Origin of the sequence: Actinoplanes sp. NPDC049599 (assembly GCF_044465625.1) — a bacterium.
GTDB lineage: Bacteria > Actinomycetota > Actinomycetes > Mycobacteriales > Micromonosporaceae > Actinoplanes.
In genome coordinates this window covers 136,328-161,781 of sequence record NZ_JBITLX010000016.1, presented here as the reverse complement: position 1 = coordinate 161,781, position 25,454 = coordinate 136,328, and the positions used below count along the sequence as shown (strand labels likewise).

The 25,454-nt window shown below is 71.1% G+C and carries 21 protein-coding genes; 15 read left to right on the top strand and 6 right to left on the bottom strand.

Annotation, left to right across the window (positions count from 1 at the left end; genetic code table 11):
- Positions 1–9: 9 nt before the first annotated feature.
- Complete coding sequence (locus ACIBQZ_RS26375; RefSeq protein ID WP_396091460.1) at positions 10–837, bottom strand: PaaX family transcriptional regulator C-terminal domain-containing protein; 828 nt, start codon at positions 835–837, stop codon at positions 10–12.
- A gap of 143 nt (positions 838–980) precedes the next feature.
- On the opposite strand from ACIBQZ_RS26375, the gene ACIBQZ_RS26370 reads away from it, so the two are divergent.
- The 9 genes from ACIBQZ_RS26370 to ACIBQZ_RS26330 are packed head-to-tail and all read left to right on the top strand — an operon-like array spanning position 981 to position 9,311.
- On the top strand, positions 981–2,165 hold the full coding sequence (locus ACIBQZ_RS26370; RefSeq protein ID WP_396091459.1) for an ABC transporter substrate-binding protein: 1,185 nt from the start codon (positions 981–983) through the stop codon (positions 2,163–2,165).
- Positions 2,162–2,950, top strand: coding sequence for an ABC transporter ATP-binding protein (locus tag ACIBQZ_RS26365; RefSeq protein WP_396091458.1), 789 nt, complete (start codon positions 2,162–2,164; stop codon positions 2,948–2,950). The genes ACIBQZ_RS26370 and ACIBQZ_RS26365 overlap by 4 nt, the downstream gene beginning before the upstream one ends.
- Positions 2,951–2,966: 16 nt before the next feature.
- Positions 2,967–3,656 carry an ABC transporter ATP-binding protein gene (locus ACIBQZ_RS26360; protein ID WP_396091457.1) on the top strand — a complete coding sequence of 230 codons (690 nt, stop codon included), beginning with the start codon at positions 2,967–2,969 and terminating at the stop codon, positions 3,654–3,656.
- A complete protein-coding gene (locus tag ACIBQZ_RS26355; RefSeq protein WP_396091456.1) occupies positions 3,653–4,513 on the top strand; it encodes a branched-chain amino acid ABC transporter permease in 861 nt (286 codons plus the stop codon). The genes ACIBQZ_RS26360 and ACIBQZ_RS26355 overlap by 4 nt, the downstream gene beginning before the upstream one ends.
- Positions 4,510–5,475 (top strand): branched-chain amino acid ABC transporter permease, encoded by a 966-nt coding sequence (locus tag ACIBQZ_RS26350; protein ID WP_396091455.1) that lies wholly within the window; start codon positions 4,510–4,512, stop codon positions 5,473–5,475. The genes ACIBQZ_RS26355 and ACIBQZ_RS26350 overlap by 4 nt, the downstream gene beginning before the upstream one ends.
- 33 nt (positions 5,476–5,508) lie before the next feature.
- Positions 5,509–6,420: an SDR family oxidoreductase gene (locus tag ACIBQZ_RS26345; RefSeq protein WP_396091454.1), complete on the top strand. Its 912-nt coding sequence runs from the start codon at positions 5,509–5,511 to the stop codon at positions 6,418–6,420.
- A gap of 1 nt (position 6,421) precedes the next feature.
- The gene (locus ACIBQZ_RS26340; protein WP_396091453.1) at positions 6,422–7,309 is read left to right on the top strand and encodes an amidohydrolase family protein; all 888 of its coding nucleotides are present in this window, start codon (positions 6,422–6,424) and stop codon (positions 7,307–7,309) included.
- Positions 7,306–7,761 carry a MaoC family dehydratase gene (locus ACIBQZ_RS26335; protein WP_396091452.1) on the top strand — a complete coding sequence of 152 codons (456 nt, stop codon included), beginning with the start codon at positions 7,306–7,308 and terminating at the stop codon, positions 7,759–7,761. The genes ACIBQZ_RS26340 and ACIBQZ_RS26335 overlap by 4 nt, the downstream gene beginning before the upstream one ends.
- A 20-nt stretch (positions 7,762–7,781) precedes the next feature.
- On the top strand, positions 7,782–9,311 hold the full coding sequence (locus tag ACIBQZ_RS26330) for a long-chain fatty acid--CoA ligase (RefSeq protein WP_396091451.1): 1,530 nt from the start codon (positions 7,782–7,784) through the stop codon (positions 9,309–9,311).
- A gap of 218 nt (positions 9,312–9,529) precedes the next feature.
- Here the strand turns inward: ACIBQZ_RS26330 and ACIBQZ_RS26325 are convergent, their stop codons facing one another.
- Both ACIBQZ_RS26325 and ACIBQZ_RS26320 read right to left on the bottom strand, forming a co-directional pair.
- Entirely contained in the window at positions 9,530–10,660 is a 1,131-nt protein-coding gene (locus tag ACIBQZ_RS26325; protein ID WP_396091450.1) for a hypothetical protein, read from the bottom strand.
- Positions 10,661–10,668: 8 nt separating this feature from the next.
- Complete coding sequence (locus ACIBQZ_RS26320; protein WP_396091449.1) at positions 10,669–11,310, bottom strand: SigE family RNA polymerase sigma factor; 642 nt, start codon at positions 11,308–11,310, stop codon at positions 10,669–10,671.
- Positions 11,311–11,488: 178 nt separating this feature from the next.
- Here ACIBQZ_RS26320 and ACIBQZ_RS26315 point away from each other — a divergent pair, with 178 nt between their 5' ends.
- The 4 genes from ACIBQZ_RS26315 to ACIBQZ_RS26300 all read left to right on the top strand — a co-directional run bounded on the left by ACIBQZ_RS26315 (position 11,489) and on the right by ACIBQZ_RS26300 (position 17,105).
- On the top strand, positions 11,489–14,149 hold the full coding sequence (locus ACIBQZ_RS26315; protein WP_396091448.1) for a glycosyl hydrolase: 2,661 nt from the start codon (positions 11,489–11,491) through the stop codon (positions 14,147–14,149).
- A 73-nt stretch (positions 14,150–14,222) separates the two neighbouring features.
- Positions 14,223–14,687 carry a hypothetical protein gene (locus ACIBQZ_RS26310; RefSeq protein WP_396091447.1) on the top strand — a complete coding sequence of 155 codons (465 nt, stop codon included), beginning with the start codon at positions 14,223–14,225 and terminating at the stop codon, positions 14,685–14,687.
- Positions 14,688–14,879: 192 nt separating this feature from the next.
- A complete protein-coding gene (locus ACIBQZ_RS26305) occupies positions 14,880–16,451 on the top strand; it encodes a hypothetical protein (RefSeq protein ID WP_396091446.1) in 1,572 nt (523 codons plus the stop codon).
- A gap of 60 nt (positions 16,452–16,511) precedes the next feature.
- Complete coding sequence (locus ACIBQZ_RS26300; protein ID WP_396091445.1) at positions 16,512–17,105, top strand: DUF6461 domain-containing protein; 594 nt, start codon at positions 16,512–16,514, stop codon at positions 17,103–17,105.
- A 219-nt stretch (positions 17,106–17,324) separates the two neighbouring features.
- Here the strand turns inward: ACIBQZ_RS26300 and ACIBQZ_RS26295 are convergent, their stop codons facing one another.
- Positions 17,325–18,410, bottom strand: a complete 1,086-nt coding sequence (locus ACIBQZ_RS26295) for a WD40 repeat domain-containing protein (RefSeq protein WP_396091444.1) — start codon at positions 18,408–18,410, stop codon at positions 17,325–17,327.
- Positions 18,411–18,605: 195 nt separating this feature from the next.
- On the opposite strand from ACIBQZ_RS26295, the gene ACIBQZ_RS26290 reads away from it, so the two are divergent.
- Positions 18,606–20,390 carry a TIGR03767 family metallophosphoesterase gene (locus ACIBQZ_RS26290; protein ID WP_396091443.1) on the top strand — a complete coding sequence of 595 codons (1,785 nt, stop codon included), beginning with the start codon at positions 18,606–18,608 and terminating at the stop codon, positions 20,388–20,390.
- Positions 20,391–20,465: 75 nt separating this feature from the next.
- Here ACIBQZ_RS26290 and ACIBQZ_RS26285 read toward each other — a convergent pair whose 3' ends face one another.
- Together ACIBQZ_RS26285 and serA are read right to left on the bottom strand one after the other, a co-directional pair.
- Positions 20,466–21,623: a PQQ-dependent sugar dehydrogenase gene (locus ACIBQZ_RS26285; protein WP_396091442.1), complete on the bottom strand. Its 1,158-nt coding sequence runs from the start codon at positions 21,621–21,623 to the stop codon at positions 20,466–20,468.
- A gap of 205 nt (positions 21,624–21,828) precedes the next feature.
- Entirely contained in the window at positions 21,829–22,899 is a 1,071-nt protein-coding gene (gene serA / locus ACIBQZ_RS26280) for a phosphoglycerate dehydrogenase (RefSeq protein ID WP_396091441.1), read from the bottom strand.
- Between the two features lie 404 nt (positions 22,900–23,303).
- On the opposite strand from serA, the gene ACIBQZ_RS26275 reads away from it, so the two are divergent.
- Positions 23,304–24,914 carry a cellulase family glycosylhydrolase gene (locus ACIBQZ_RS26275; protein WP_396091440.1) on the top strand — a complete coding sequence of 537 codons (1,611 nt, stop codon included), beginning with the start codon at positions 23,304–23,306 and terminating at the stop codon, positions 24,912–24,914.
- Positions 24,915–25,454 lie beyond the last annotated feature (540 nt).

Genomic DNA, 25,454 nt, shown 5'->3' with positions numbered 1-25,454 from the left:
GCGACCGGGTCAGGCCGACCGGGTGCTCGCGTCCGGCAGCAGGTCCAGCAGGGTGGCGGCGAGCGCCCGGGCCGGCTCCAGACTGGACGCCTCGAGCTCCCGGAACAGCTTCTGGGCGCGGACCGCGGGCCAGTCGGCCGGCAGGTGCTCGACCGGCAGGCGCGGGTCGCGCCGGATCGCGTCGAGCCACTCGGCGATCAGGCGCAGCCGGGCCGCGAGCGGGTCGGCCACCGGCGGCGCGCCGTCCCACCGGTCCAGGAATCCCCGGTAGCGGGCGGCCACACCGGCCAGGTCGTAGGCGTCGCCGACCATCACGGCGATGTCGGTGAGCTCGTCGGCGCGGGCCCGGAACACCCGGGCGTGGGCGGCCAGGCCCAGGCCAGTGACGATCTCCTGGGCGCGGACCCGGCCGGGTGCGATCCAGAGGCCGCCCTGCAGCGGCCCGAACCCCGCCCAGGTGAGCTGGGACCGCAGGTCGTGGCGCTGCCGCTGCCAGGACTCGGGCAGCGAGAAGCACAGCAGCGTCCAGGTGCCGTCCCACCGGTCGTTGACCGCACCGGTGTCCCAGATGCGGGTCCGGCCGTCGCGCAGGATCGCCGTCGACCGCGCGGTGAGGCCGAAGTACATCTTGCGGCCGTCGCGCCGGCGGGCGAGCAGGTCCCGGCCGACCATCCGGGTCAGGGTCGACCGGGTGGCGTGGGAGGAGACCCCGAGCCGCGCGAGGATGTCGATCACGCTGCCGGAGAAGACACCGACGCCCCGGTCGAGGACGAAGTCGCCGAGCAGCATCAGCAGCAGGGTCTGCGGTCGGGGCGGGGAACCGGCGGGTTCGGTCACGGGATCGGCCCTTCCGTGTGCGACGGGAACGCAATGTTAGGCAGATTGTTGACGGCCGTTCGAGAAGAGCCTAACTTCAGAACGGAACGGCCGGGCGTCCATCCCCTCGCACCACGTCGCACTCGTAGTACTGGGAGGTACTCGTGCGCAGGATCGTGCCGCTTCTCCTCACCCTCACCCTCGTGAGCGCCGCCGCCGGCTGTGGCGACGACAGCTCCGGCGACGGCCCGGAGCCGATCCGGATCGGCCAGATCGTCTCGCTGACCGGCAACTACTCGCCGCTGGGCAGCGAGAACCAGAAGTCCGTCGCGCTGGCCGTGGACCGGATCAACACCGCCGGCGGGATCGCCGGCCGCCGGCTCGAGCTGACCGTCCGCGACGACAAGAGCCTGCCGGATCAGGCCGTGCTGGCCTTCAACGAGCTGAAGGGCGACTCCGACGCGATCATCGGTTCGCCGTTCTCCAACTCCGCGCTGGCGACGATCCCGCTGGTCGACCGGGAGGAGATCCCGTACCTGTCGCTCACCCCGGCCGACGAGCAGGTCCAGCCGGTGCACCCGTACGTGTTCGTCGTGCCCGCCCTGTCGTCCACCTACGCCGAGGCCGCCCTGCAGTACTTCCAGGCCACCGGGCTGAAGCGGGTCGCGCTCGCCTACGACACCAAGAGCAGCTACGCGGTCGCCGGCGCGAAGGGCCTGCGGGCCAAGGCCGCCCAGTACGGGGTGACCCCGGCGCCGGTCGAGGAGTTCCAGACCACCGCCACCGAGTTCGGGGCCGTCTTCACGCACGTGCGGTCCTCGGACGCGCAGGCGCTCATGGTGTGGGCCACCGGCGCGCCGGCGGTGGCCCTGACCAAGCAGTACGCCGCCACCGGCCGGTCCGTCCCGCTGGTGCTCACCGGCGCGCAGGCCAGCAAGCTGTTCCTCGAACCGGCCGGCGCCGCGGCCGACGGGATCATCATCGCCAGCTCCATCGGGGTGGTCGGCACGGCCCTGCCGGACGGCCCCCAGAAGGCCGCCGTCGACGAACTGACCACCGCCTTCACCGCCAAGTACGGCTATTCGCCGCCGCAGTTCGCCCAGGACGGCTACAGCGGAGTGAAACTGCTGGCGGCCGCCATCGAGAAGGCCGGCAGCAGCGATCGCAAGAAGGTCCGCGACGCCCTCGAAGGGCTGCGGCTGACCACGCCGAACGGCACCTATGCCTACTCCGCGACCGACCACAGCGGACTGACCACCGACTACATCTCGATCAACACGGTGCGCGGCGGCACCCTGGTGCCCACCGATTTCTCGAAGGCCAAGCTCGCCGGGATCGGTGGCAAGTGACCAGCGGGGCGGCGCTGACCGTCGCCGGAGCCACCCGGGCGTTCGGCGGCGTCTACGCCGTGCGCGACGTGGATCTCACGGTCGCCCCGGGCGAGCTGCGCGCGGTGATCGGCCCCAACGGTGCCGGCAAGACCACGCTGTTCGCCCTGATCGGCGGTCAGCTGGCAGCGGACGCCGGCACCGTACGGCTCGACGGCGTGCGCATCGACCGGTCGCCGCCGCACCGCCGGGCCCGGATCGGCGTCGGCGTGGTCTTCCAGTCCGCCCGGATCTTCCCGGGCCTGAGCGCGCTGGAGAACGTCATGGTGGGCGCGCACGCCACCACCCGGGCCGGGTTCGTCACCGGCGCGCTCCGGCTGCCCGCCCACCGCCGCGAGGAACGCCTGATCCGCGACCGGGCGGGCGAGTGCCTGCGCCGCACCGGCATCGAGCAGTGGGCGCACCGGCCCGCCGAACACCTGCCGCTCGGCCAGCAGCGCGCCCTGCAGCTGGCCCGCGCCCTGTGCGGGCAGCCGCGGCTGCTGCTGCTCGACGAGCCCGCGTCGGGGCTGCGCGCCGCGGAGCGGGAGAACCTCGCCGCGCTCATCGAGGACCTGCGCGGATCCGGGCTGACCATGCTGCTCGTCGAGCACGACGTGGGGTTCGTGATGCGGCTCGCCGACCGGGTCACCGTGCTCGACCTGGGCCGGGTGATCGCCGACGGCACGGCCGCCGAGGTCCGCGCCGATCCGTGCGTGATCGCCGCCTACCTCGGCACCGGGGCCGCCACCGGCGCGGCCGCATGAGCGGGGCGGTGCCGGCGTGAACGTCGTCGAGGTGACCGGCCTGACGGTGCGCTACGCGGGCGCGACCGCGCTGGAGGGTGTGGACCTGCACGTCGGCGAGGCGGAGCTGGTGGCGCTCATCGGCGCCAACGGCGCCGGCAAGTCGACGCTGGTCAAGGCGCTGTCCGGGCTGGTCCGCCCGGCCGCCGGGCGGGTCACGGTGCACGGCCGGCTGGCGCAGGTGCCCGAGGGCCGGGAGATGTTCGGCGACCTGAGCGTCGACGACAACCTGCGCCTGGGCGGGTGGCGCAACGGCCGCCACGGCCGGGACACCGCCGGGATCTACCGGGTGCTGCCGGAACTCGCCGGGCTGCGGCGCCGGCGGGCCGGCACGCTGTCGGGCGGCGAGCAGCAGATGGTCGCGATCGGACGGGCCCTGATGGCCCGGCCCGACGTGCTGGTCATCGACGAGCTCAGCCTCGGGCTGGCCCCGCTGGCGGTCGCGAACCTGGTCGGTCATCTCCGCGCGCTGCACGCCGACCGCGGGCTGGCCGTGCTGCTGATCGAGCAGAACGCCCGCCTCGCGCTCGAGCTGTGCCATCGCGCGTACGTGCTCGAGGCCGGACGCATCGTGCTGCACGGCGACGCCGGCCGGCTCGCCGGCGACACCCGGGTGACCGCCGCCTACCTGGGCGGGCACGTGAGCACCGAGGGGCCGGCGCGGTGAGCGACTTCGCCGGGTACCTGCTGACCGGGCTGGGCATCGGCGCCGGGTACGCGCTGGTGGCCGGCGGCCTGGTCGTCATCTACCGGGTCACCCGGGTGGTCAACTTCGCCCAGGGTGCCTTCGCCGTGCTCGCGGCCATGCTGACCTCCTCGTTGCTGGCCACCGGGCTGCCGCACGGCGTCGCGGAGCTGTCGGGGGTGCTGCTCGCCGCGGTGACCGGCCTGCTGGTCGGGGTGGTGGCCGTCGGCCGGCCCGGCACCACCCCGGGCACCTCGCTGATCGTCACACTGGGGCTGGGCGTGTTCGCGTACGCCGTGGAGATCCTCGTCTGGGGTGACCAGCCGCGGTCGTTCGCCGGGCTGCCCGGCGTGGCCACCGTCGCCGGCGCCCGCCTGCAGGCGCACTACCTGCTCATCCTGGGCGTGGCCGTGCCGGTCTTCCTGGCCCTGGCCGCGTTCTTCGCCCGCACCGACCTGGGCAAAGCGCTGTCGGCCTGCGCCTCGAACCGGTACGCGGCCCGCGTCGTCGGCATCGACGTGCGCCGGATGGGCCTGCTGGCGTTCACGCTGGGCGGGGCGCTCGGCGGGCTGGCCGGCGTGCTGACCACCCCGGTGCAGCAGGTGACCTTCGACAGCGACGTGACCCTGATCGTCAACGGGTTCGCGGCGGCCATCCTCGGCGGGCTCACCCGGCCGGTGGTGGCGCTCGCCGGCGGGCTGCTGCTCGGCGTCGCGCAGACGATGATCGCCGGCTACGGCGGCGGGGCGTACCAGCTCGAGGTCGCCCTGCTGCTGATGCTCGCCGTGCTGGTCGGGCAGGCCGCCCGCGGCGGCGCGGTCCAGGAGGCGACCCGATGAACCGGTGGGTGCTGATCGCCGCGGCCGTGGCCACGCTGGCGCTGCCGCCGCTGCTGCCGGAGAAACACCTCGCGATCTACGTGCTGCTCGGCCTCGCCGCGACGGTCACGGCCGGGGTGTCCATGCTGATGGGGTACGCGGGTCAGGTGTCGCTGGGCCAGGGCGCCTTCTACGCCATCGGCGCGTACACCGCCGGGCTGCTCGCGGTGCACGGCGTGCCCACAGTGGTGGGTCTGCTCGCCGCGCCGGTGGTCGCGGGGCTCGCGGCGGTGCTGCTCGGGGCGCCGCTGCTGCGCCTGCGCGGGCACCACCTGGCCTTCGCCACCCTGGCCCTGCAGCTGATCCTGCTGTCCCTGCTCGGACAGGGTGACTGGGCCGGCGGTGCGATCGGCCTGCAGGCGATCCCGCGGCTGTCGGTGGCCGGCTTCGAGCTGCGCGCGGACCTCGGGTACGCGTACCTGGTCTGGGCCGTGCTCGCCGTGGTCGTGCTGATCTCGCACAACGTGGTCGCGTCGCGGGCCGGGCGGGGGCTGCGCGCCGCCGCGACGAGCGAGCCGGCCGCGGCGGCCAGCGGCGTCGCGATCGGCGGCTACCGGCTCGCGGTCTTCGCCCTCTCCGCGGTGTTCGCCGGGCTGGCGGGCGGGGTCTACGCGTTCTATCTCGGCTATCTGGCGCCGGGCTCGTTCCCGGTGCTGCTGTCCATCGAGTTCGTGGTGATGGCGGTCGTCGGCGGGCTCGGCACGATCGCCGGACCGGTCGTCGGCGCCACGGTCATCGTGCTGCTCGTGCAGGCGCTGACCGCGCTGGGCACCCAACCCGGCATGCCCGGGTACGCGCCGAGCGTGCTCTCCTACGCCGTCTACGCGCTGCTGCTGGTGGCCACCGTCCTGTACCTGCCACGCGGGCTGGTGCCCGCGCTGACAGGCGTCCTCGCCCGGGGAGCCCGGGGAGCCCGCCGGTGAGGCCGCGCCGGTTCCTTCGACAGATGGGATGACATGGATCTCAAAGGCAAGGTGGCCGTCGTCACCGGCAGCGGTCGCGGCCTGGGGCTGGCGTACGCCCGCGCGCTGGCCGCGGCCGGGGCGGCGGTGGTGGTCAACGACGTCGACGAGGCGGCGGTCGGCGGCGCGGTCGCCGGGATCGTCACGGCCGGTGGTGCGGCGGCCGGGGTGCGCGCCGCGGTCGGCAGCACCGAGACGGCCGAGCTGCTGGTTGCCACGGCGGTGCGCGAGTTCGGCCGGCTGGACGTGCTGATCACCAACGCCGGCATCCTGCGCGACCGGGTGCTGTGGAAGATGACCGACGACGACTTCGACGCGGTGGTGCGGGTGCACCTGCGCGGCACGTTCACCTGCGCCCGGGCGGCCGCGATCCGGATGCGGGAGCAGGGCAGCGGCGGGCGGCTGATCCTCATCGGGTCGCCGGCCGGCCAGCGCGGGAACTTCGGGCAGACCAACTACGCGGCGGCCAAGGCCGGCATCGCCGCGATGGCCCGCACCTGGGCGCTGGAGCTGGCCAAGTCGAAGATCACCGTCAACGCCGTGGTGCCGGTGGCGGCCACCGAGATGACCCGGACCATCCCGGCGTTCGCGCCGGTGCTCGAGGAGTCCGCGCGTACCGGGGCCCCGCTGCCGGGCTGGCTGCGCCGCGACGCGGGGCTCGGCACGGTCGAGGACGTCACCGGCCTGGTCACCTTTCTCGCCTCGGACGCCGCGGCGGGCATCACCGGCCAGGCCATCGGCGTCGGCGGCGACCGGCTGGCGTTGTGGTCACACCCGCAGGAGAAGGCGGTGGCCTTCGCCGACGGCGGCTGGAGCGCCGAGGCCGTGGCCGCGCACTGGCCGGCCGGCGTCGGCGCCGAACCGGAGACGTACGGCATCCCCGCACCGAGCGCGCCGGGGTCCTGACGTGGACGTCGCCGGGCTGACCGCGATCGACGTGCACACCCACGCCGAGATCGGGCGCGACGGGTACGGCTCGCTGAGCCCCGAGCTGCTCGCCGCGTCGGCGGCGTACTTCCGGAGCGGGGAACGGCGGCAACCGGCCATCCCCGAGATCGCCGCCTACTATCGTGAGCGCCGGATGGCCGCAGTTGTGTTCACTGTGGACGCCGAGCACGCGACCGGGCACCCGCGGATCCCCAACGAGGAGATCGCCGAGGACTGCGCCGGCCACCCGGACGTGCTGATCCCGTTCGCCAGCGTCGACCCGTACAAGGGCCGGGCCGGCGTCCGGGAGGCGCGGCGGCTGGTCGAGCGGCACGGCGTCCGCGGGTTCAAGTTCCACCCCAGCCTGCAGGGCTTCGCCCCGGACGACCCGATGGCGTTCCCGCTGTACGAGGCGATCGAGGAGCTCGGCGTCCCGGCGGTGTTCCACACCGGACAGACCGGGATCGGCGCCGGCGTGCGCGGCGGTGGCGGGATCCGGCTGCGGTACTCCAACCCGATGCTGGTCGACGAGGTGGCGGCGAGCTTCCCGGAGCTGCGTATCATCCTGGCCCATCCGTCCTTCCCCTGGCAGGACGAGGCCCTGGCGGTGGCCACCCACAAGCAGCACGTCCACATCGACCTCTCCGGCTGGTCCCCCCGGTACTTCCCGCCCCAGCTCGTGCGGTACGCCAACACCCTGCTGCGCGACAAGGTGCTGTTCGGCTCCGACTATCCGGTGCTCACCCCCGACCGCTGGCTGGCCGACTTCGCCACCCTCGACATCAAGCCCGAGGTCCGCCCCGGGATCCTCAAGGACAACGCCGCCCGGCTGCTCGGGCTCACCGACGACAAGGAGACGCGCTCATGATCACCGTCGACGGGCTCGACGAGCTGCGGGCATTGGCCGGCCGGGATCTCGGCCACAGCTCCTGGCTGGAGATAGCCCAGGACCGGGTCGACACCTTCGCCGCCGCGACCGGCGACCACCAGTGGATCCACGTCGACGTCGAGCGGGCCCGGACCGGGCCGTTCCACGGCACCATCGCCCACGGCTACCTCACCCTGGCCCTGGTCATCCCGCTCTTCGGCCAGCTGTTGCGGATCACCGGCATCTCCATGGGCGTCAACTACGGGCTGGACAAGGTCCGCTTCCCCAGCCCGGTCCGGGTCGGCGCCAAGATCCGGCTGGCCGCCCGGGTGGTGAGCGTGGCGGACGTGGCGGGCGACGGCGTGCAGATGGTGCTGGACTTCACCGTCGAGATCGACGGCGGCGACAAGCCCGCGTGCGTGGCCCGGGCCGTCTATCGCCAGTACGCCTGAGCCGTCGCGGGGAGGCCACCGTGCAGAACACCGGACTGGGTTCCTGGCCGGCCCGCCGGGCCGCGATCTCGCCGCAGCGCGTCGCGCTGATCTTCGGCGACCGGGCGACCACGTACGCGGAGCTCGCCGCCCGGGTGAACCGGCTGGCCGGCCGGCTCCGCGACGCCGGGGTGCGCCACGGCGACCGGGTCTGCTACCTGGGGCCCAACCATCCCGAGTTCGTCACCACCATGTTCGCCACGTACCTGCTGGGGGGCGTCTTCGTGCCGCTCAACTTCCGGCTCGCCGCGCCGGAGATCGACTACCTGCTCGCCCACAGCGGCGCGGAGGTGCTCGTCTACGCGCCCGAGTGCGCGCCGGTGGTCCGGGCCTGCGAGCGGGTCGCGACCCTGGGCACCGTGGTGGCCGTGGGCGACCCGGCCGCCGGCGAGCTGCCGTACGAGACCTGGCTCGCCGCCGGCGACGACATCCCGATCGACGTGCCGGTCGCCGGCGACGACGTGGCCTGCGTGCTCTACACCTCCGGCACCACCGGCCGGCCCAAGGGCGCCGTGCTGACCCACGCCAACGTGATCTGGAACTGCTACAACGTGCTGGTCGGCATGGACGTCCACGGCGACGAGGTGACCCTGACCGGCGCGCCGCTGTTCCACGTGGCGGCGCTCCACCAGTGCCTGCTGCCGACCTTCCTCAAGGGCGGCTGCTCGGTGCTGATGCCCTCGTGGTCCGTCGACGGCTGCCTCGACCTGATCGCCCGGCACCGGGTCACCTGGATGTTCGGCGTCGCGCCGATGTTCGCCGGGCTCGCCGCCTCCCCGCGCTGGCCGGCCGCCGACCTGTCCTCGATCCGCAGCCTGATCGTCGGCGGCTCCGCCGTGCCCGAGGCGTTGATCCGCACCTACCAGCAGCGCGGCCTGACGTTCTGCCAGGGCTACGGGATGACCGAGGCGGCACCCGGCGCCACCTTCCTGGAGGCCCGCGAGAGCACCGCGCACCCCGGCTCGGCCGGCGTCCCGGTGTTCTTCACCGAGGTGCGCTGCGTGCGGCCGGACCTGAGCGACACCGCACCGGGCGAACCCGGCGAGGTGCTGGTCCGGGGCCCCAACGTCACCCCCGGCTACTGGAACGACCCGCAGGCCACCCGGGAGGCGTTCACCGACGGCTGGTTCCGCTCCGGCGACGTCGCCGTCGTCGACGAGCACGGGCACTTCCGCATCGTCGACCGGATCAAGGACATGTACATCTCCGGCGGCGAGAACGTCTACCCGGCCGAGGTCGAGGCGGCGATCTTCGAGCATCCGGCGGTGGCCGAGGTGGCGGTGGTCGGCGTGCCGGACGAGCGATGGGGCGAGACCGGCCGGGCGTTCGTGGTGCCCACCGCGGGCCGGCGGGTGGACCCCGGCGAGGTGCGCGCGTTCCTGGCCGGCCGGCTCGCCCGGTACAAGATCCCCACGTACGTTGATGTCGTGGCCGACCTGCCGCGTACCGGATCGAACAAGGTCCGCAAGGCGCCGCTGCGAGCACTGCCGTTACCCACCCGGCAACGGTGACGTCACCGGCCCACCCTGGCTCGAACGGCATAGCCGGCAGGTGGGCCGCCGGAATGGTTCCCGGCGGCCCACGGGTTGATGGCCGTCCTGATGGTCCGCGGTTCGACCGGCCGCCGGGAGCCGGCGGCGGCGTTCAGTACTGATCGGCGGGGAACGCACCTGCCGGATATGGGCCGTCGGGCCGCACCGGTGCGTGGACCACCAAGGTCATCGGGGTGTCAGCACTGGTAGTTGTGAGAAGTGGTGCCAGTTACCAGGCCGGTGTCCGCGACGGCGGTGGCGCCGTTGACCAGGGTCACGGGTTTGCCGTCGCGGAAGAGTGTGCCGTCCATGGTGATGACCAGGCCGCCGGAGTTGATGCGATGGCCGGGCGCCTGCCCGAATTGGGCGACGAGCTTGCCGGTGGCCACGTTCCAGAGAGCCGCCGACGGATCCTGGTCTTCCGGCCACAGGCCACCGGTCGCCCAGGCGCCGTTGCTGCTGATGGCGTACGCCCCACTGGACACACCCGGCGGCGTCTCCAGCGCGCGGCCCTTGCCGGCACGGTCCCAGACGTAGGCGACGCTGGTGTCGTTTGGCCTGTCGCGCAGGATGCCGGCGATGGTGCCGTTGTCGGCCACGTCGTGGGCGGCGGCGTCCTTCGGCAACGGCAGCTTCTCCGGTGTCGTCCTGCCCGCCGGCCACAGCAGGATGACCGCGCCCCTGCCTGCGGAACTGTCGGCGGGCTGGGCGGTGGCGATGATGTCACCCGCGGTGTTGATCTGCGGCCACCCGTTCGTCTGCCAGCGGCCGGCGGGCATGCTCAGCGGAGTCACCTTGCCCTTGCGATACCGGAAGAACGTTTCCAGCCCGCCCTTGCCGTCGTCGGCCCGGCCGAGCGCGGTGCCGGAAGAGTTCACGTCGAACATCTCCACCGACGCGGCGAACGGCTGGATCCGGTCGACCTTGCCGTCGTTCCAGGCGAACGGTACGAAATCCTGGCCTTTGCTGCCGTTCCCGACGATGTGCCGGCCGGTCGGGTCGACGGCGGCCAGGTCGATGGGGCCGGCGCCCTTCGGCACCGGCAGCGTGAGCGCCGGCCTGCAGGACGGCGCGGCCTCGGTGGACGGTGCCTTCGTGGCGAGCACCGGACCCACCTGCACCTTGCCGTCGGGCTCTCGATCCGCGGGCAGCAGCGCCGGCGTCACGGCAAGCACCGCCACGGTCAGCGCGGCCGTACCGGCCACCGTGGCGATCCTCCGCCGGCGCACCCGCCGGAAACCGGCGGCGAGGACCTGGTCCATGCCGAGCCCCGAAGGCGGTACGTCGATCTCGCCGAGGCGCTCGCGCAGCAATTGTTCGTCATTCACCACTGGACTCACTTTCCGTTCCCGCTAGTCGGTTGTTCCGCCCTCAGCACCCCACGCAACGCGGCCAGGCCTCGCGAGCACTGGCTCTTGACGGTGCCCGGCGAGCAACCGAGGACCGCCGCGGTCTGCTCCACCGACAAGTCGTCGTAGTAGCGCAGAACCACCGCCGCACGCTGCTTGCTCGGCAGCCCGCGTAGCGCCGTCACCAGGACATCGCGATCCTCGACGGCCTGCGCCGGCGCGGCCGGTGTGTCGGGCAGGCGATCACCGAGCAGCACACCGAAACCCTTGCGGCGCCGTTCGTCCAGGTAGCGCCGCACCAGAATCCGGTGCACGTACCCGTCGACGTTCTCCACCGCCGCGATGCGCCGCCACTGCACGAACAGCGTCGTCAGGGCGGACTGGACGATGTCCTCCGCCAGGTGCTTGTCCCCGCACAGCAGGAACGCGGTGCGGTGCAGTCGTGGCAGCCGGACGGAGACGAATTCGACGTACTCCCGCAGGTGCTCGGGCCGCATCCCGGTCCTCTCTCGAATGCGATGCTGTCGGCATACTGTCGCGACCGGCACCCGGAAAGGTTGAGACGACAATCGAAAAATTCCGGCGACCTGCACCTCGGGCGTGGAGCCGTCGGCATAGACGAGAATCACATCGAGATGGGCCGAACGGCCCTGCGCTCATCCCCTGAGGGGCCGGACATGGCGTCGATCCCATCGAACCCCGGGTTCAGCTCTTCACGGCTGTCCGAGCTGCTCACTATCGTCCACATCGGGCGACGGATCCAACGGTGGAGCCGGACGGAGGGCGCCCGCGGGTGGGAGGAGCGCAATGACGTTTTTCTCCGTTCGACGGCACGCGGGCAGGCGTGCCGTTCTCGCCGGCCTGGTGGTGCTCGGCACGGTGGCCGCCGGCGGCGCCGCGTACGCCGCGGACCGGCCGATCAAGCCGCCGCGTCCGGTGGCTGGTCAGCACGCCGGGACGGCCGGTCTGAAAACGTTCGCCACTCAGGTGGCTCAGGCGCGGATGGCGCCGTACGGCTCGGTGGCGCCGGGGGAGTACTCGGAGGCGTTGGCGGATCTGCGAGGGCTGCGTGGCACGGTGAGCCCGTGGTTCGAGGTGACCGACCAGCCGTACGACGCGGACGACCCCAACTACCGTGATCCGTTCTTCTCCAACTCCGGCGGTGGCTGGGGCAACGTGGCCGGGCGGGTGACCGGGTTGGACGCGGGTCGTGGGTACATGTGGGCCGGGGGCGCGAACGGTGGCATCTTCCGCAAGAGCCTGACCTCGCGGAACGCGCAGTGGAAGCCGATCTCGGAGCGAATCCTGGCGTTGTCGACCGGTGATCTGGTCTACGACGACCGGGCCGACACGCTGTGGTACGCGACGGGTGAGGCGAACACCGGCGGTACGACCTACACCGGAGCGGGCGTCTACCGGCTGCGCAACCCGCGATCGGCCGGCTTCACCGACGCCGACCGGGTCGGTGGCGACGAGTTGGAGTCGCGCAGTATCAATCAGCTGAAGTTCGACGGTCGTGGCCTGGTGTACGCGGCCACCACCCGCGGTCTGTGGCGGCACTCGACCGACCCGAAGCGGCACCGCGAGCCGTGGCAGCTGGTGCTGATGCCGAACCCGGCGTCGGACGGTGACGTCACCAAGCCGTACGACAACATCGTCAACGACGTGCTCATCCCGCCGGCGGAGCGGGGTGCGACGGTGCTGGCCAACGCGGCCTGGCGCTCGGGTGCCGCGTACAACGGCTTCTACCTGTCCACGACCGGTGGGGCGCCCGGCAGCTTCACCAAGCAGCCACTGACCGGTGAGGTCAACAACGCCGATGTCGGCAACGCCGAGTTCGCCGTCTCGGGCGACGGGCGCCGGTTCACGATGGTGCTCGAACAGCCGTCGACGGTCGGTGTGGCCAGCAACCTGCAGGGCGTGTTCGTCGCCGGCGCGGTGCTGGGTCCGTGGACGAAGATCGCCGACTCGACCGAGCTGGAGAACTCCGGGTCGGCGATCGGCGTCGACCAGAGCTACCCGGTCGGGATCCAGGCCTGGTACAACAACTTCATCGAGGTCGACCCCGCCCGGCCGGACCACATCTACGTCGGCCTGGAAGAGGTGTACGAGACCGAGGACGGCGGCGCCACCTGGAAGACCATCGGGCCGTACTGGAACTTCGGCTTCGACTGCTTCGACCCCGCCCAGCCTGACGGCGGCTGCCCGCCGACCACACATCCGGACCAGCACTCGATCGCCGTCGACGGCAGCACGGTGTTCATCGGTAACGACGGCGGCGTCTACACGCGTCCGGTCGACCCCGCCCGCAGCAGCGAGAACACGGCCGGACACGCCACGGACTGGGCCAACCACAACGCCGGCCTGCGCACCTTGCAGTACTACTCGGCCGGCACCGGTCGTGATCCCGACCGCCGGGGCGTCCTGGTCGCCGGCGGTCTGCAGGACAACGGCGGCTCGCTGCTGCGGCCCGGAGCGCGTAAGCAGGTCAGCCCGTTCGGCGGCGACGGCGGGGACATCATCGTCAACCCGCGCAACGGCTGCCAGATCCTCAACGAGTACACGTTCCTGGTGCTGTGGTTGACCAAGAACTGCGGGGTCAGCCAGGGGCAGCCGGGATCGATCTTCGATGTGACCGTGCCGGACGTCAACGCCCGGTTCACGGCGCCGTTCCGGGTGGTGCGCGGGTCGAAGAACGTCGGTGACGGGTCGAGCGAGCGCTGGGTCGCCGGAGGCAACACGTTCTGGCGCCACGACTACGGCTTCAGCTACACCGCGGCCCAGGCGGCAGCCGAGGACGACAACGGATGGAAGCCGCAGTACACGCTCGACACGACCGGGCAGCGGCTGATCGTCGGGATGGACGGCGTGGCCGACCCGGCCGCACCGGCCGACCCGGCGAAGGACACCTACATCGCGTCCTGGTGTGGGCAGTCGAACTGCAACAGCGCGGGGTTCACCCGCGGCGTGGCCACCAACTGGGGCGGCGCGTGGACCGAGCTCGACCTGACCGGGCTGCCGAACCGCTTTCCCAACAACGTCGTCTTCGACCCGTACGACCGGACCAACTCGACGATCTACCTGATCTTCAACGGGTTCAACCGGCGGTTCATCGATGGCCCGGGTGCCGGGGTCAAGCACGTCTACCGGGGCAAGCTCAGCCGGACCGCGACCGGCGTGTCGGTGGCCTGGACCGACCTCTCGGTCGGGTTCCCGGACGTGCCGGCCACCGACGTCGTGGTCGCCGGCAACAAGCTCGTCGTCGGCACCGACCTGGGTGTGCTCGTCGCTGACCGGCGGGCCACCCCCGGCACGATCAAGTGGCGGCGGGTCGGACCGAGACCGGGTGAGACGCCCCTCTCGCTGCCGCTGACAACCGCGTTCGACCTGCACGTCAGCGCCGACGGCTTCCTCTACGCGGCCACCCACGGCCGAGGCATCTGGAAGACACCGCTGGCCCTGCTGTGATCATCCGTTTCCGGGGAGCCCGCCGCTGCGGGCTCCCCGGAGACCGCCCGCACCTCGTACCGTCGAAGGTGTCATGCGAGCCGTACGACTCCTCGCCGCCGCGGCCCTCGCCGCCGGGGTGGTCGCCTGCGCCCCCGACCGCGAGCCCGGCCCGGCCGCGGCCGGGCCGACGCCCGCCTCGCCCAGCGCGGCACCGCCGCGCTCGCCCGCCTCGCCCGATCCGCCGGCCACCCGACCAGAGCGCGCGACCCGACCGGCAACGCCGGACCCGGCGCCGCCGAGCCGGAGACCCGAGGTGACCAGCCCACCCTTCGACGGCGATCGCACCGGCGATCTTGTCCGCGGCGTACGGACGCTGCGGGGCGTTGTCGAACGCGACGGTGACTGGGTGCTGCTTCGCGTCGACGCCGAGCGGTGGGCTCTGCTCGGCGCCCGAGCCCGCGCCCTGGCCGGCGGCTCCACGGTCGAGGTCCGCGGCACCGTCGCCGCACCACCGCCGGGTTGTCCCGTCGACCGGGCGCTCCAGGTCGTCCGCTAGGTGCTTGGCCGAGGGCTCTGTCCGTGACCCTTCGGGGGAGCCGGGAAGCCGAATGGCTACACATCCATTGACATGAATGCTAGATGGTGGTTGCCTATCGCCACGTATCGATGTTGCCCGGTCCCGGGGGAGACTGCGCCACTCGTTCGACGGCTCCCCCTGTGCCCGGCACGGTGAAACGGGGGAACCACAGTGGCAAGACGATGGAGAGCCCGCGGCTGGATCGGCGGCCTCATGGCCGGCGCGCTGGTCGCGAGCGGAGCGTTCGGCACCGGCAGCCCGGCGTCCGCAGCGCCCGACCCGGCGCCCGCGGCGCAGCCGACTGCCGTCAGACAGCTCGACGACGCGCCCACACAGATCGACGTCACCATCACCGACGAGGAGTACCAGCGCCTCGTCGCCGAGGGGAAGAAGCGCGAGGCGGGCCAGCTCAAGACGCCCGGCGTGCCCACGCAGGCGGCCGTACGGCCTGCCGCCGTCATCGCGGAGACCGAGCACAAGGCGCCGCAAAGCCTGGAGGCCGTGAGCCGGCAGGCACGGCGGGTGGGCGCTGCGAACACCGACAACGGCAAGTCCGGGCCGGCTACCGCGACCGGACCGAGCACCAAGGTCGCGCCGGCGATCGGCGATCAGCCGAACCAGGCCGCCCTCGACCAGTGCATGACCGAGGACGCCGAGGACGAGTTCGGCCGGGTGCTCAACCGGTTCGTCTACTGCAACCGGTTCGAGATGCAGGTCAACTTCTACCGCGTGTTCCGCGGCATCCGCATCAAGATGGGCGACACCGAGTTCAACTACGAGCTGCTCGCCCAGGGCGACGACCACGAGCGGCGGATCCGCACGTTTGCGCGGGTCCAGGAGGACTCGATGGACTACGACTGGCGGATCGGCTGGGAGGAGGTGTTCGTTGCGCCGTACCTGCCGCTCTCGATCATCGCCAACTGCGCCGAGGACTTCAACGTCTGCAACGCCACCCGCGGCCCGGTCATCATGCCGTTCGTGACCTGGGACAACAACACCCGCTGGTTCTACTGGGACGTCTACAACTTCGACCGGTCCGGCGTCGGCCGCGACCTCCTCTCGTACAACGGCTTCTACCTGCAGTACGAGGCGATGGGGTACGGCGTCTCCGACCCCGGCAAGACCGCGACGCGACAGGTGCGCTGCGACTCGGCCACCTACATGGCGCACGGCACCACCCAATATCCCGAGGCCTGCGTGTTCGCCGAGGTGATCCCGCATCTCAACTACCAGGTGGGCTCGGACCACGGCTCGGTGGCGCTGCACATCGCGACCGCGCAGGACCGGCCCAACGACACCTGGCCCAGGCTGGTGCCGGAGGGCGTGCCGCCGCCGCGCGACAAGCGCATCCCCGGCAAGTACGACCCGGGCAACGCCGACGCGCCGGGCCTGCACCGCATCACCGGCGAGCTGCATCCGGGCGACACCCGGGCGAACGAGGAGCACAAGAACGGCGCCTGCTACAAGGAGGGCCCGTTCGCAGCCGTCTACCTCGACACCGGGCTGCCGACGCGGCCGAATACGCCGGCCGAGCAGTGTGACGAATACCCGTTCGGTTCTACTCTGGAGGGCGCGAACCACCCGGACTGGGACTTCTCGGTCCTGGCGGTGCCGCAGCGGGACAACAGCGTCGCGGGCGGCATCCTGCGGAGCTGGTACACCGACGACCGCATCCTGGCCTGGGACGCGAGCCTGCCGGCCCCCGACATCACCAACGACGAGTTCTACGTCAACATCGAATAGGCCGTACGGGCGCCGGCCGGGAGTCTCTCCGGCCGGCGCCCCGCACGGCGGGAGGACCAGATGACCGCGCCGATCGACCTGACCCGGCGTCTCGGGGAAGGCTGGTGTGTCACTGTGACGCCGCTGGACCCGGCGCTGACGCTGGACATGATGGGCGTCCGGCAGCCGGCCGAGGTGCCCGACGGGCTGGCCGTCGCCAGCCGGCGCATTCCCGAACGGCTGCCCGAGGTGCTGCTGCTCGCCAGGCCGGCGGCGACCGGCGGCGGCTCGGTCGTGCTGGAGGTCGAGGGCACCCTCGGGTGGATCGGCGCCGACCCGGACATGCTCGGCGAGCTGTCCGAGGCGGGCACCGCGTGCACGATCAACCGTGACCCCAACCGGGTGGACGTCCTCATCGCCGAGGACGGTGACGTGGTCGCGGGCCTGAGTGCGGTGACGCTGCGGCGGTGGGGTGACTTCACCGACGGCTGGAACGCGGCGCTGGCGGACGCCGGCTTCCCCGCGGGCGACGAGGAGCCCGGCGACGAGATCAGCCGGTGGACGCCGAGCCAATGCGCGGCGCTCGCGCTGGCGGCGGTCACCGGCGTCACTCTCGACGCCGGCCTGCTCGACGGCCCCTGGCTCGGCGGCCTGTCCGCCGGCGCGCCGGCGTAAGGAACCCGAACGACGTCGAAGCCGCGGCGCTCAGGGCACCGTGCCGTTCCACACCTGGCTGATGATCTGGCCGGACTCCGTTGTCCAGCTCGCCTGCCATCGGCGCACGCCGGCCGAACCGGCATGACGGTGATCTCGGTCCGGAACCGGTGGCTCTGCCCGCGACAATGACACCGGCGGCCCGCAAGCTCTGACTCCATTGACCGGCCCGGCGGTTGATCAATATCCGAGCTTGCTGCGCCGGTCCGGGGTGTCCAGCCCCCAGAAGCGGACGTTGCCCTTGCCGTCGCCGGAGGCGATGACCGTCCGCCCGTCCACGTCGGTCGCGGCCACATCGAACACGTGCGCGTCGTGCCCGGTGTAGAAGAAGGTCTCGATGTCGCCGGGCTTCGGCGTGCTGCGCATGTTCACCACGGCGACCTTGTCGTTGATCGCGAAGAGAACGACGTCACCGTGGGGTGCCGGGGCGATGGTGCCGGCCTGGGGTTGGTCGGGCAGTTGCTCCATCACGTGCCACCGGCCGCCGTCCGCGACGATGCCCAGCTCGACGTCATGGACCTGCTCCAGGAAGTACTCGCTCTGGTACGGCGAGTCGTAGTATCCGTCGTCCTCGAAGTAGTCGGAGCAGTCATGTCCGCGGATGGCCACGAGCTGGCCGTCCAGCAACGCCAAGCTCCCGAAGTCCTCGGCCTCCTCCGGCACCAGCCACGGCTCCCGCAGCGGCGTGCCGGCGGCCACGTCCCACAGGGTCAGTTCCGCCAGATAGGGACGGGAATCGGCGACGTTGTGCGCGATGGTCAGCGCCACCAGACGCCCGTCCAGCACGCCGATACCGGTGACGTGAACCTGCTTCCCTTCGCCCACCCGCACCTCGGCGTGAAGCGCCCCGGTGCCGAGGTCGAAGATTCTCAGCCCGTGGCCGGTTCCGACGCCGACCACCGCGCGACCGTCCACCACCGCCGCGCCGAGACCCGTCAGCCCGCTCCCCACCTGCTGGAACGGCTCGCCGTGCGGAACACCGTCACGGATCTCCCAGCGCAGCACCACACCACCGGTGTCACCGGTGACGAGGACGTCGCGGTCCGGCCCGGCGAAGACGACATGCGAAACCGCCGCCGCGAGCTCGGTGAGCGCCGGCCCGAAAGGGCGTCCGGTGGCTGCATCCCACAACAGCACGCGCCGATCGTCGCCGGCCGAAGCGAAGATAGGCCGGCTCGCCCACCGGCCCGCCGCCACGGCCCGAATCCAGCCGGTGTGCCGCGGATCTGGCTCATTGACCTGGTTCGAATCGATCATCTGCGGCACTTTAGTGGGTGGTTGCATCCGGAACGCCTGGTCGTGCCGAGACAGCCGAACAGGTGTACCCGACCGTCCGCTGACGGCGCTCCTTGCGCTGTTCCCGGCGATTCTCCGGGGCCGCCGTAGGGCCGCCCGTTCGGCTGATTGCATTCACCAATTGCGATCGAAATCGTGGAGGGCGGGCTTGAAGGGGGCATGGGTGTGGGACTGACCAGGCGCACGATCCTCCGTGGCGCGGCCGGCGTCACCGTTGCGGGAGCACTGGATCCACTTTCTCCGCGAGCCGCGTCCGCCGACGCCCGGCCCGGTGCCGGCACGACGCTGGCACGGACCATCGTCCGGGGCCCGGCCGGCGCCGGCGGCTACGCACCCCTGACCGCCGCGGCGGGCGAGCCCTTCCTGTTCCGTGGGGAGCTGGGCCGCGTTTCGCGTCATGTCTGCCGCCGCCGGCGGGTGCTGACCTGCTTCGCGCAGCTCACCGACGTACACGTGATGGATGTGCAGTCGCCGGCCCGGTTCGAGTATCTGGATCAGTACAGCGGCATTCCCGGCCTGTCGGATCTGGGCAGCGCCTACCGCCCGCAGGAGCTGCTGAGTGCCCAGGTGGGCAACGCGATGGTCGCGCAGCTGCGCCGGGTGCGCCGCGGCCCGGCGACCGGGGTGCCGGTGAAGTTCGCTGTGGTCACCGGGGACAATACCGACAACTGCCAGTTCAACGAGCTGCGCTGGTATATCGACCTGCTCGACGGCGGCGCGGTGCAGCCCGACTCCGGGGACCCCGGCCGGTACGAGGGCGTCATGGACGACGTGGCGCAGAATCCCTACTTCTGGCATCCGGAGAGCGGGTTCGGCCTGCCCACCGCGGCGTACGGCTTCCACAGGGTGCCCGGCCTGCTCGATGCCGCCCGCGCGCCGTTCCGGGCGGTGGGTCTGGATCTGCCGTGGTTTGCCGTCTACGGCAACCACGATGGTCTGGTGCAGGGCAACCTGCCCAGCAGCGACCTGTTCCGCCAGATCGCGACCGGCCCGCTCAAGCTGACCAGCCTGCCGCCGTCGATCCTGGCTCAGCCGTTGTCCGCGCAGGTGCAGTTCATCGTCGGGCTGCTGCGGCTGGACCCGGCGGCGGTGGCGAAGCAGCTGGCCGAAGGCGGCCGGCGACTCGTCACTCCGGATGCCCGACGCCGGATCGTGGACCGCGCCACCACCATCAAGGAGCACTTCAGGACCACGGGAGGACCCGTCGGGCACGGGTTCACGGCCGCGAACCTGGCCGCCGGCACCGCCTACTACACCTTCGACCGGGGAGCGGTACGCGGCATCGTGCTGGACACGGTCACCAGCAGCGGTGGCCCCGAGGGATCGCTTGACCCCGCGCAGTTCGCCTGGTTGGAGGCGCAGTTACAGGCGGCGAGCGGCCAGTGGCTGGCCCCCTCGGGTGAGGTGGTGCGCCGCCGCGGTGGCGCGGACAAGTACGTGATGATCTTCAGCCATCACACCATCGGGTCGATGACGAACGTGGCCGACGGCAGCGGCCGGCTCGGCGGCGCGCAGGTGCGGGAGCTGCTGCTGCGCTATCCGAACGTGATCGCCTGGGTCAACGGGCACACCCACCGCAACCAGGTGTCGGCGCATGCCCGTGCGTCCGGGGCGGCCGTCGGCGGCGGCTTCTGGGAGATCAACACGGCCGCGCACATCGACTGGCCGCAACAGTCGAGGATCGTCGAAGTCACCGACAACCTGGACGACACCCTGTCGGTGTTCTGCACGATCATCGATCACAGCGGCCCGATCGCCCCGGGCGGCCGGTTGACCGAGACCGCCACGCTGGCCTCGCTCTCCCGGGAGCTGGCTGCCAACGACGTGTTGAACAGGACGGACGCCCGCCGCGGTGACGTGTCGGATCGCAACGTGGAGCTGCTGCTGCCGGATCCACTCGCTGCGCGCAGCCGGCAGCGCGTCCCCGTCGCCGCGATGAGCGGGAGCTGATCCCGGCGCATGCCGATCAACAGGTGGACCGGGCGGAACGGGCTTCTGCGGGTGCGCGGGGGCTGCCCCGGGGGTTCAGCGGCTCGCCACCCCGCCGCCAGAGGCAGGCTGGACCCGCTCGAACCGCACCCGGTGCAGCCATCCCGGGAGGTCGCTGAGCACGTACAGCTCGCCGTGCACGTCGGTGCCGATCGCGGTCGGCTGGGTGGGGAAGCCGCCGATCGTGGCGGAATCGTAGCCGCCCGTGGGCCTGGGGCGCACGGCGAACACCCGGGTCGAGCAGTAGTCGCTCGCGATGTAGGTCCCCCAGGCCTCGGGGGTCTGTGACCCTCGGTACACCACGCCGCCGATCACCGAGCAGCTCTCCGTGAGGAAATGTTCGTACTCGAAGACCGGGTCGGTGTACCGCCCGCCTGCCCGGCATTGCTGCGGGTCGAACACCGGCGTGCCCTCCCGGCAGGACCAGCCGAGGTTCGCACCGGCCTGCCACGGGCGGATGTGGTTGATCTCCTCGACCAGGCCCTGGCCGACGTCACCGATCCACAGTGAGCCGTCGACCGGGTCGATGGAGAACCGCCACGGGTTGCGCAGCCCGTAGACCCAGATCTCCGGCCGCGCGCCCGGCACGCGGACGAACGGGTTGCCGGACGGTACGCAGTAGAGCTGCGCCCCGCAGGTGCGGTTGACGTCGATCCGCACGATCTTGCCGAGCAGGGTGCCGAGGTCCTGGCCGGCCTTGAACGGGTCGTTCGCGTGGCCGCCGTCGCCGAGGGACCAGTAGAGGTAGCCGTCGCGGCCGAATGCCACCTGTCCGCCGTTGTGGTTGCCGTACTCGGCGTGTTCCTGGGTGAGCAGCACTTGCAGCCGTTCAGGAGCGTCGAGGGGCACTCGGGCCAGGGTCAGCGCGCCGGCCGGCAGGCTCGTGTAGGCCACGTAGAGGATTCCGGTACGCGCGAAGTTCGGCGCGGGCGTGATGCCGAGCAGGCCGCGCTCGTTGTCCGACGTGTCGATCCGGGCGGTCAGGTCGAGCACCGGCTCGGCCGCCAGGCCGGTGTCGGGGTGGTAGGCGCGGACGGTGCCGTTCTTTTCCGCGATCAGCATCCGGCCGTCCGGTAGCCCGGTGATCGCGATCGGACGCCGCAGACCGGAAGCCACCTGTTCGGTCACCACGGTCAGCTCAGCGAGTGGCACCGCGCTGGCGCGGGAGGCGCCGGCCGCGGCGGTTCCGGCCATCGGCGCCGAGGTCAGCAGAAGCGCAGACAGGGCCAGAACGAGTAGGCCGGCCGGGCGAGAATTCCGTCGCGACATGTTCAGCTCCTCGAGCAAAGTGGAGGGGCACCGTCTGGGAGCGCTCCCACAATACATCGATCCTCAACTATGTTCAATCGCGTCTTCCGCTGCTCGCGGCCCTGGCCGGAGCGCCACGTCACGAGCTCGATCATCGGGTGAGGTGTTCGCGGCGCCGGAGGATCTGCCGCCATTGCGGGCCGAGGGTGCCGGGGCGCCCACGGTTCGGCAAGGAGGCGGCGGCGAGTTCGGGCGGGGTGACGCAGAGGCTGGTGTCGCCTTCGTTGATGAGGTTGACGAACTTGGTGGCGACGAAGGTGCCGATGGTGGACTGCGCTTCCTCGGTGGAGCCGCCGATGTGTGGGGTGAGGATGACGTTCGGCAGTCCGCGGAGTTCGGAGCGGAACTCGTCACCGCGGCCATTGGGCTCCTGCGGGAAGACGTCAACGGCGGCGCCGGCGAGGTGACCGCTTGTCAGGGCGTCACGCAGGGCGAGGTGGTCGACGCAGATGCCGCGGGAGAGGTTGAGGAACAACGAGCCCGGCCGCATGCGCTTGAACTGTTCGGCGCCGAAGAAGGCCGCGTTGCTCGCCCGTCCGTCGACGTGCAGGGTCACGAAGTCGCTGGTCTCCAGGAGTTCCTCCAACGTGGCGCAGCGGCGTGCGTTGCTGAGCGCCAGCTTGTCGGCGGTGTCGTAGTAGGAGACGTGCATCCCGAGGTTCTCGGCGATGACCGACAGCTGGGTGCCGATGTTGCCGTAGCCGACGATGCCGAGCCGGCGACCGCGGATCTCATGGGCGCCCTCGGCGCATTTGTCCCAGACGCCGGCGTGCATGAGGGCGTTCTTCTCGGCGAGCCGGCGGGTCATCATGATGATTTCCGCGATCGCCAGCTCGGCCACCGAGCGGGTGTTGCAGAACGGCGCGTTGAAGACCGTGACCCCGGCCCGGGAGGTCGCCCGCAGGTCGATCTGATCGGTGCCGATACAGAACGCGCCGACGGCGACCAGGCTGTCGGCGGCCTCGAGGACCTTGGCGGTGACCCGGGTCCGGGACCGGATGCCGAGCAGGTGGACGCCGGGGATCCGCTTGATCAGGTCAGCCTCGTCGAGGGCGCCGCTGACGGACTCGACGTGGTAGCCCTCGGCCTCGAGCCGGGACACCGCGTCGCTGTGGACGCTCTCCAGCAGCAGGACTCGCACCTTGATCTGGTCGATCATCATGTTCCGTTCTGTGTCGTGGACGGTCTTCACCCGGCGGTGGCCGAGGCCACGGGGCGGCAGCGGTTCGGCGGCGTCCTTCCTTGCGGTGGATGACTGCTAGCCACCAGTACGGATCGGGACCGGCACCGGATCGATCGATCGAAGCTGTCCTTCGGATGGCCCGGGTCGCGCGCCGGCCGCACGAGCCTCTTGTCCCGGTCGCGACGCACCTTGTCGACCGCGCTCAGCGCGGCACCGAGTACCGCGGTGGCCGGTCTCCGCCCAGGCCGGAGGCAAGGGGGCCCACACCGATGGACGACCGTCGATGCAACCTGTACTTTGGCTGGTATGCCAACTAAGAAGCCGCACTTCAACGGCTCACGGATGGCCGATGCCGTCCGTACGGCGCCTGAAGGGGATCAGCCATGAGATCGCAATCAAGGAAAGCCGGACTTACGCTCCTCGCCGCTGTTCTGGCCTTCGGCGGCGCCGTGTACGGCGTGACGAGGCCGGCATCGGCGGACGTCGTCGCCCAGCTGAACGGTCCTCAGCTGGTCGCCGACATGGGTGCCGGCTGGAACCTGGGCAATACGCTCGAGGCCAGCAACAACGGCATCCCCAGCGAGACGGCCTGGGGAAACCCGACCGTGACGCAGGCCTTCATCGACCGGGTGCGGGCCTCGGGGTTCAAGACGATCCGGATCCCGGTCTCCTATCTGGGGCACATCGGTTCCGGCCCGAACTACCCGGTCAATGCGGCATGGCTGACCCGAATCCAGGAGGTCGTCGACTACGCCTACAGCCGGGGCCTGTACGTGCTGATCAACATGCATGGCGACGGGTACAAAACCGTCTCCGGTTCCTGGCTGATCTGCGACGCGGCCGACCAGACAACGATCAAGGACAAATATCAGAAGGTCTGGCAGCAGATAGCGACCAGGTTCCAGAGCTACAACGAGCACCTGATCTTCGAGTCCATGAACGAGAACTTCGACGGGCAGTACGGCAACCCGACCCAGCCGTGCTACTCCAACATCAACGCCTACAACCAGATCTTCGTGGACACCGTGCGCCGCACCGGCGGGACCAACGCCTCCCGGTGGCTGCTGGTGCCCGGCTGGAACACCAACATCGACCACACCGTGGGCACCGGATTCGTGCTCCCCACCGACCAGAACCGGTCGTCGTCCATCCCCGCCAACGAACAGCGCATCATGATCTCCGTGCACTACTACGACCCGTGGGACTTCGCGGGCCAGGAAGACGGCACCATCACGCAGTGGGGCGCGGGCGCGACGAACCCCGCGAAGAAGTCGGTCTGGGGACAGGAAGACTACCTGGACGGGCAACTGAAGAAGATGTACGACAAGTTCGTCACGCGCGGCTACCCGGTGTTCGTCGGTGAGTACGGCTCGATCGACAAGACGACGTACGACTCCACGAACAACCGCTACCGCACGGACTACGCCCGCGCCGTAGTGGCGACCGCCAAGAAGTACGGCGCGGCCACCGCCTACTGGGACAACGGCTGGAACGGGCAGCACGGCTTCGGCCTGTTCAACCGCAGCTCCGCCACGGTGACCCAACAGGGCATCATCGACGCCATCATGAGCGCCGCCGGCGGCAGCCAGCCCACCACCCAGCCCACCACGCCCACCACGCCACCCACCACGCCCACCACGCCCCCGGTCACCACGCCGCCGCCGACCAGCCCCGGCGGCACCAGCACGTGCCGGGTCAGCAGCACGGTCAACGCGTGGAACACCGGCCTGACCACCAACATCACCATCACCAACACCGGCACCACCACGATCAACGGCTGGACCCTGACCTTCACCCTGGCAGCAGGACAGACCATCGTGTCCGGCTGGAGCGCGGGCTACTCACCGACCAGCGGCACGGTCACCGCGACGAACGCCAGCTACAACGGCACCCTCGCACCGGGTGGCTCGGCCAGCATCGGCTACCAGGCCAGCCACACCGGCAACGCCGCCGTCCCCACCGGCTTCCGCCTCAACGGCACCACCTGCAGCTGACCCACCACGACGGGCCGGCGCCGGTCTCCCCGGCCCGGCCCGTCGCGTACTTCGCGGAGCTGCATCATGTAATCGAGAGAGACAAAGCAGTGTCCGAGACAACGAGGCCCGGAGCCAGCGAAATTCTCGCCGGCTCCGGGCGCTATCCGGTCATGATCAGGCAGCCTCCGGAGAGGACGTCCGATCTGACACGCGTCGATCGGCTCAGTCGGTCGGCATCTCTGCCGCGCCAGGCAGCGAGGCACGGAACCGCCATCGCCGCATTCTCCGGGATGCCTCGGTACAGCGGAGGTCACCATTCCGGCCTCGGCCGACGAGCCAATCAAGATCATCGGTGTTTCCCGTACACGTCAACCTCCACCACAGTCATCCATTCGAGTGATGATTGAGCTGATCTCAGCGACTTTGCGGTAGGTATTTGTATTCGAAGTGGGTCAGGTGCAACGCGGCGGCGACGATATCGCCGATCCGGCGGGGGCTGACGGTGGTGTGACGGAGTGTCCGGCGTCGTGAAGGCGTGGAAAGTGCGACCCTCATGCG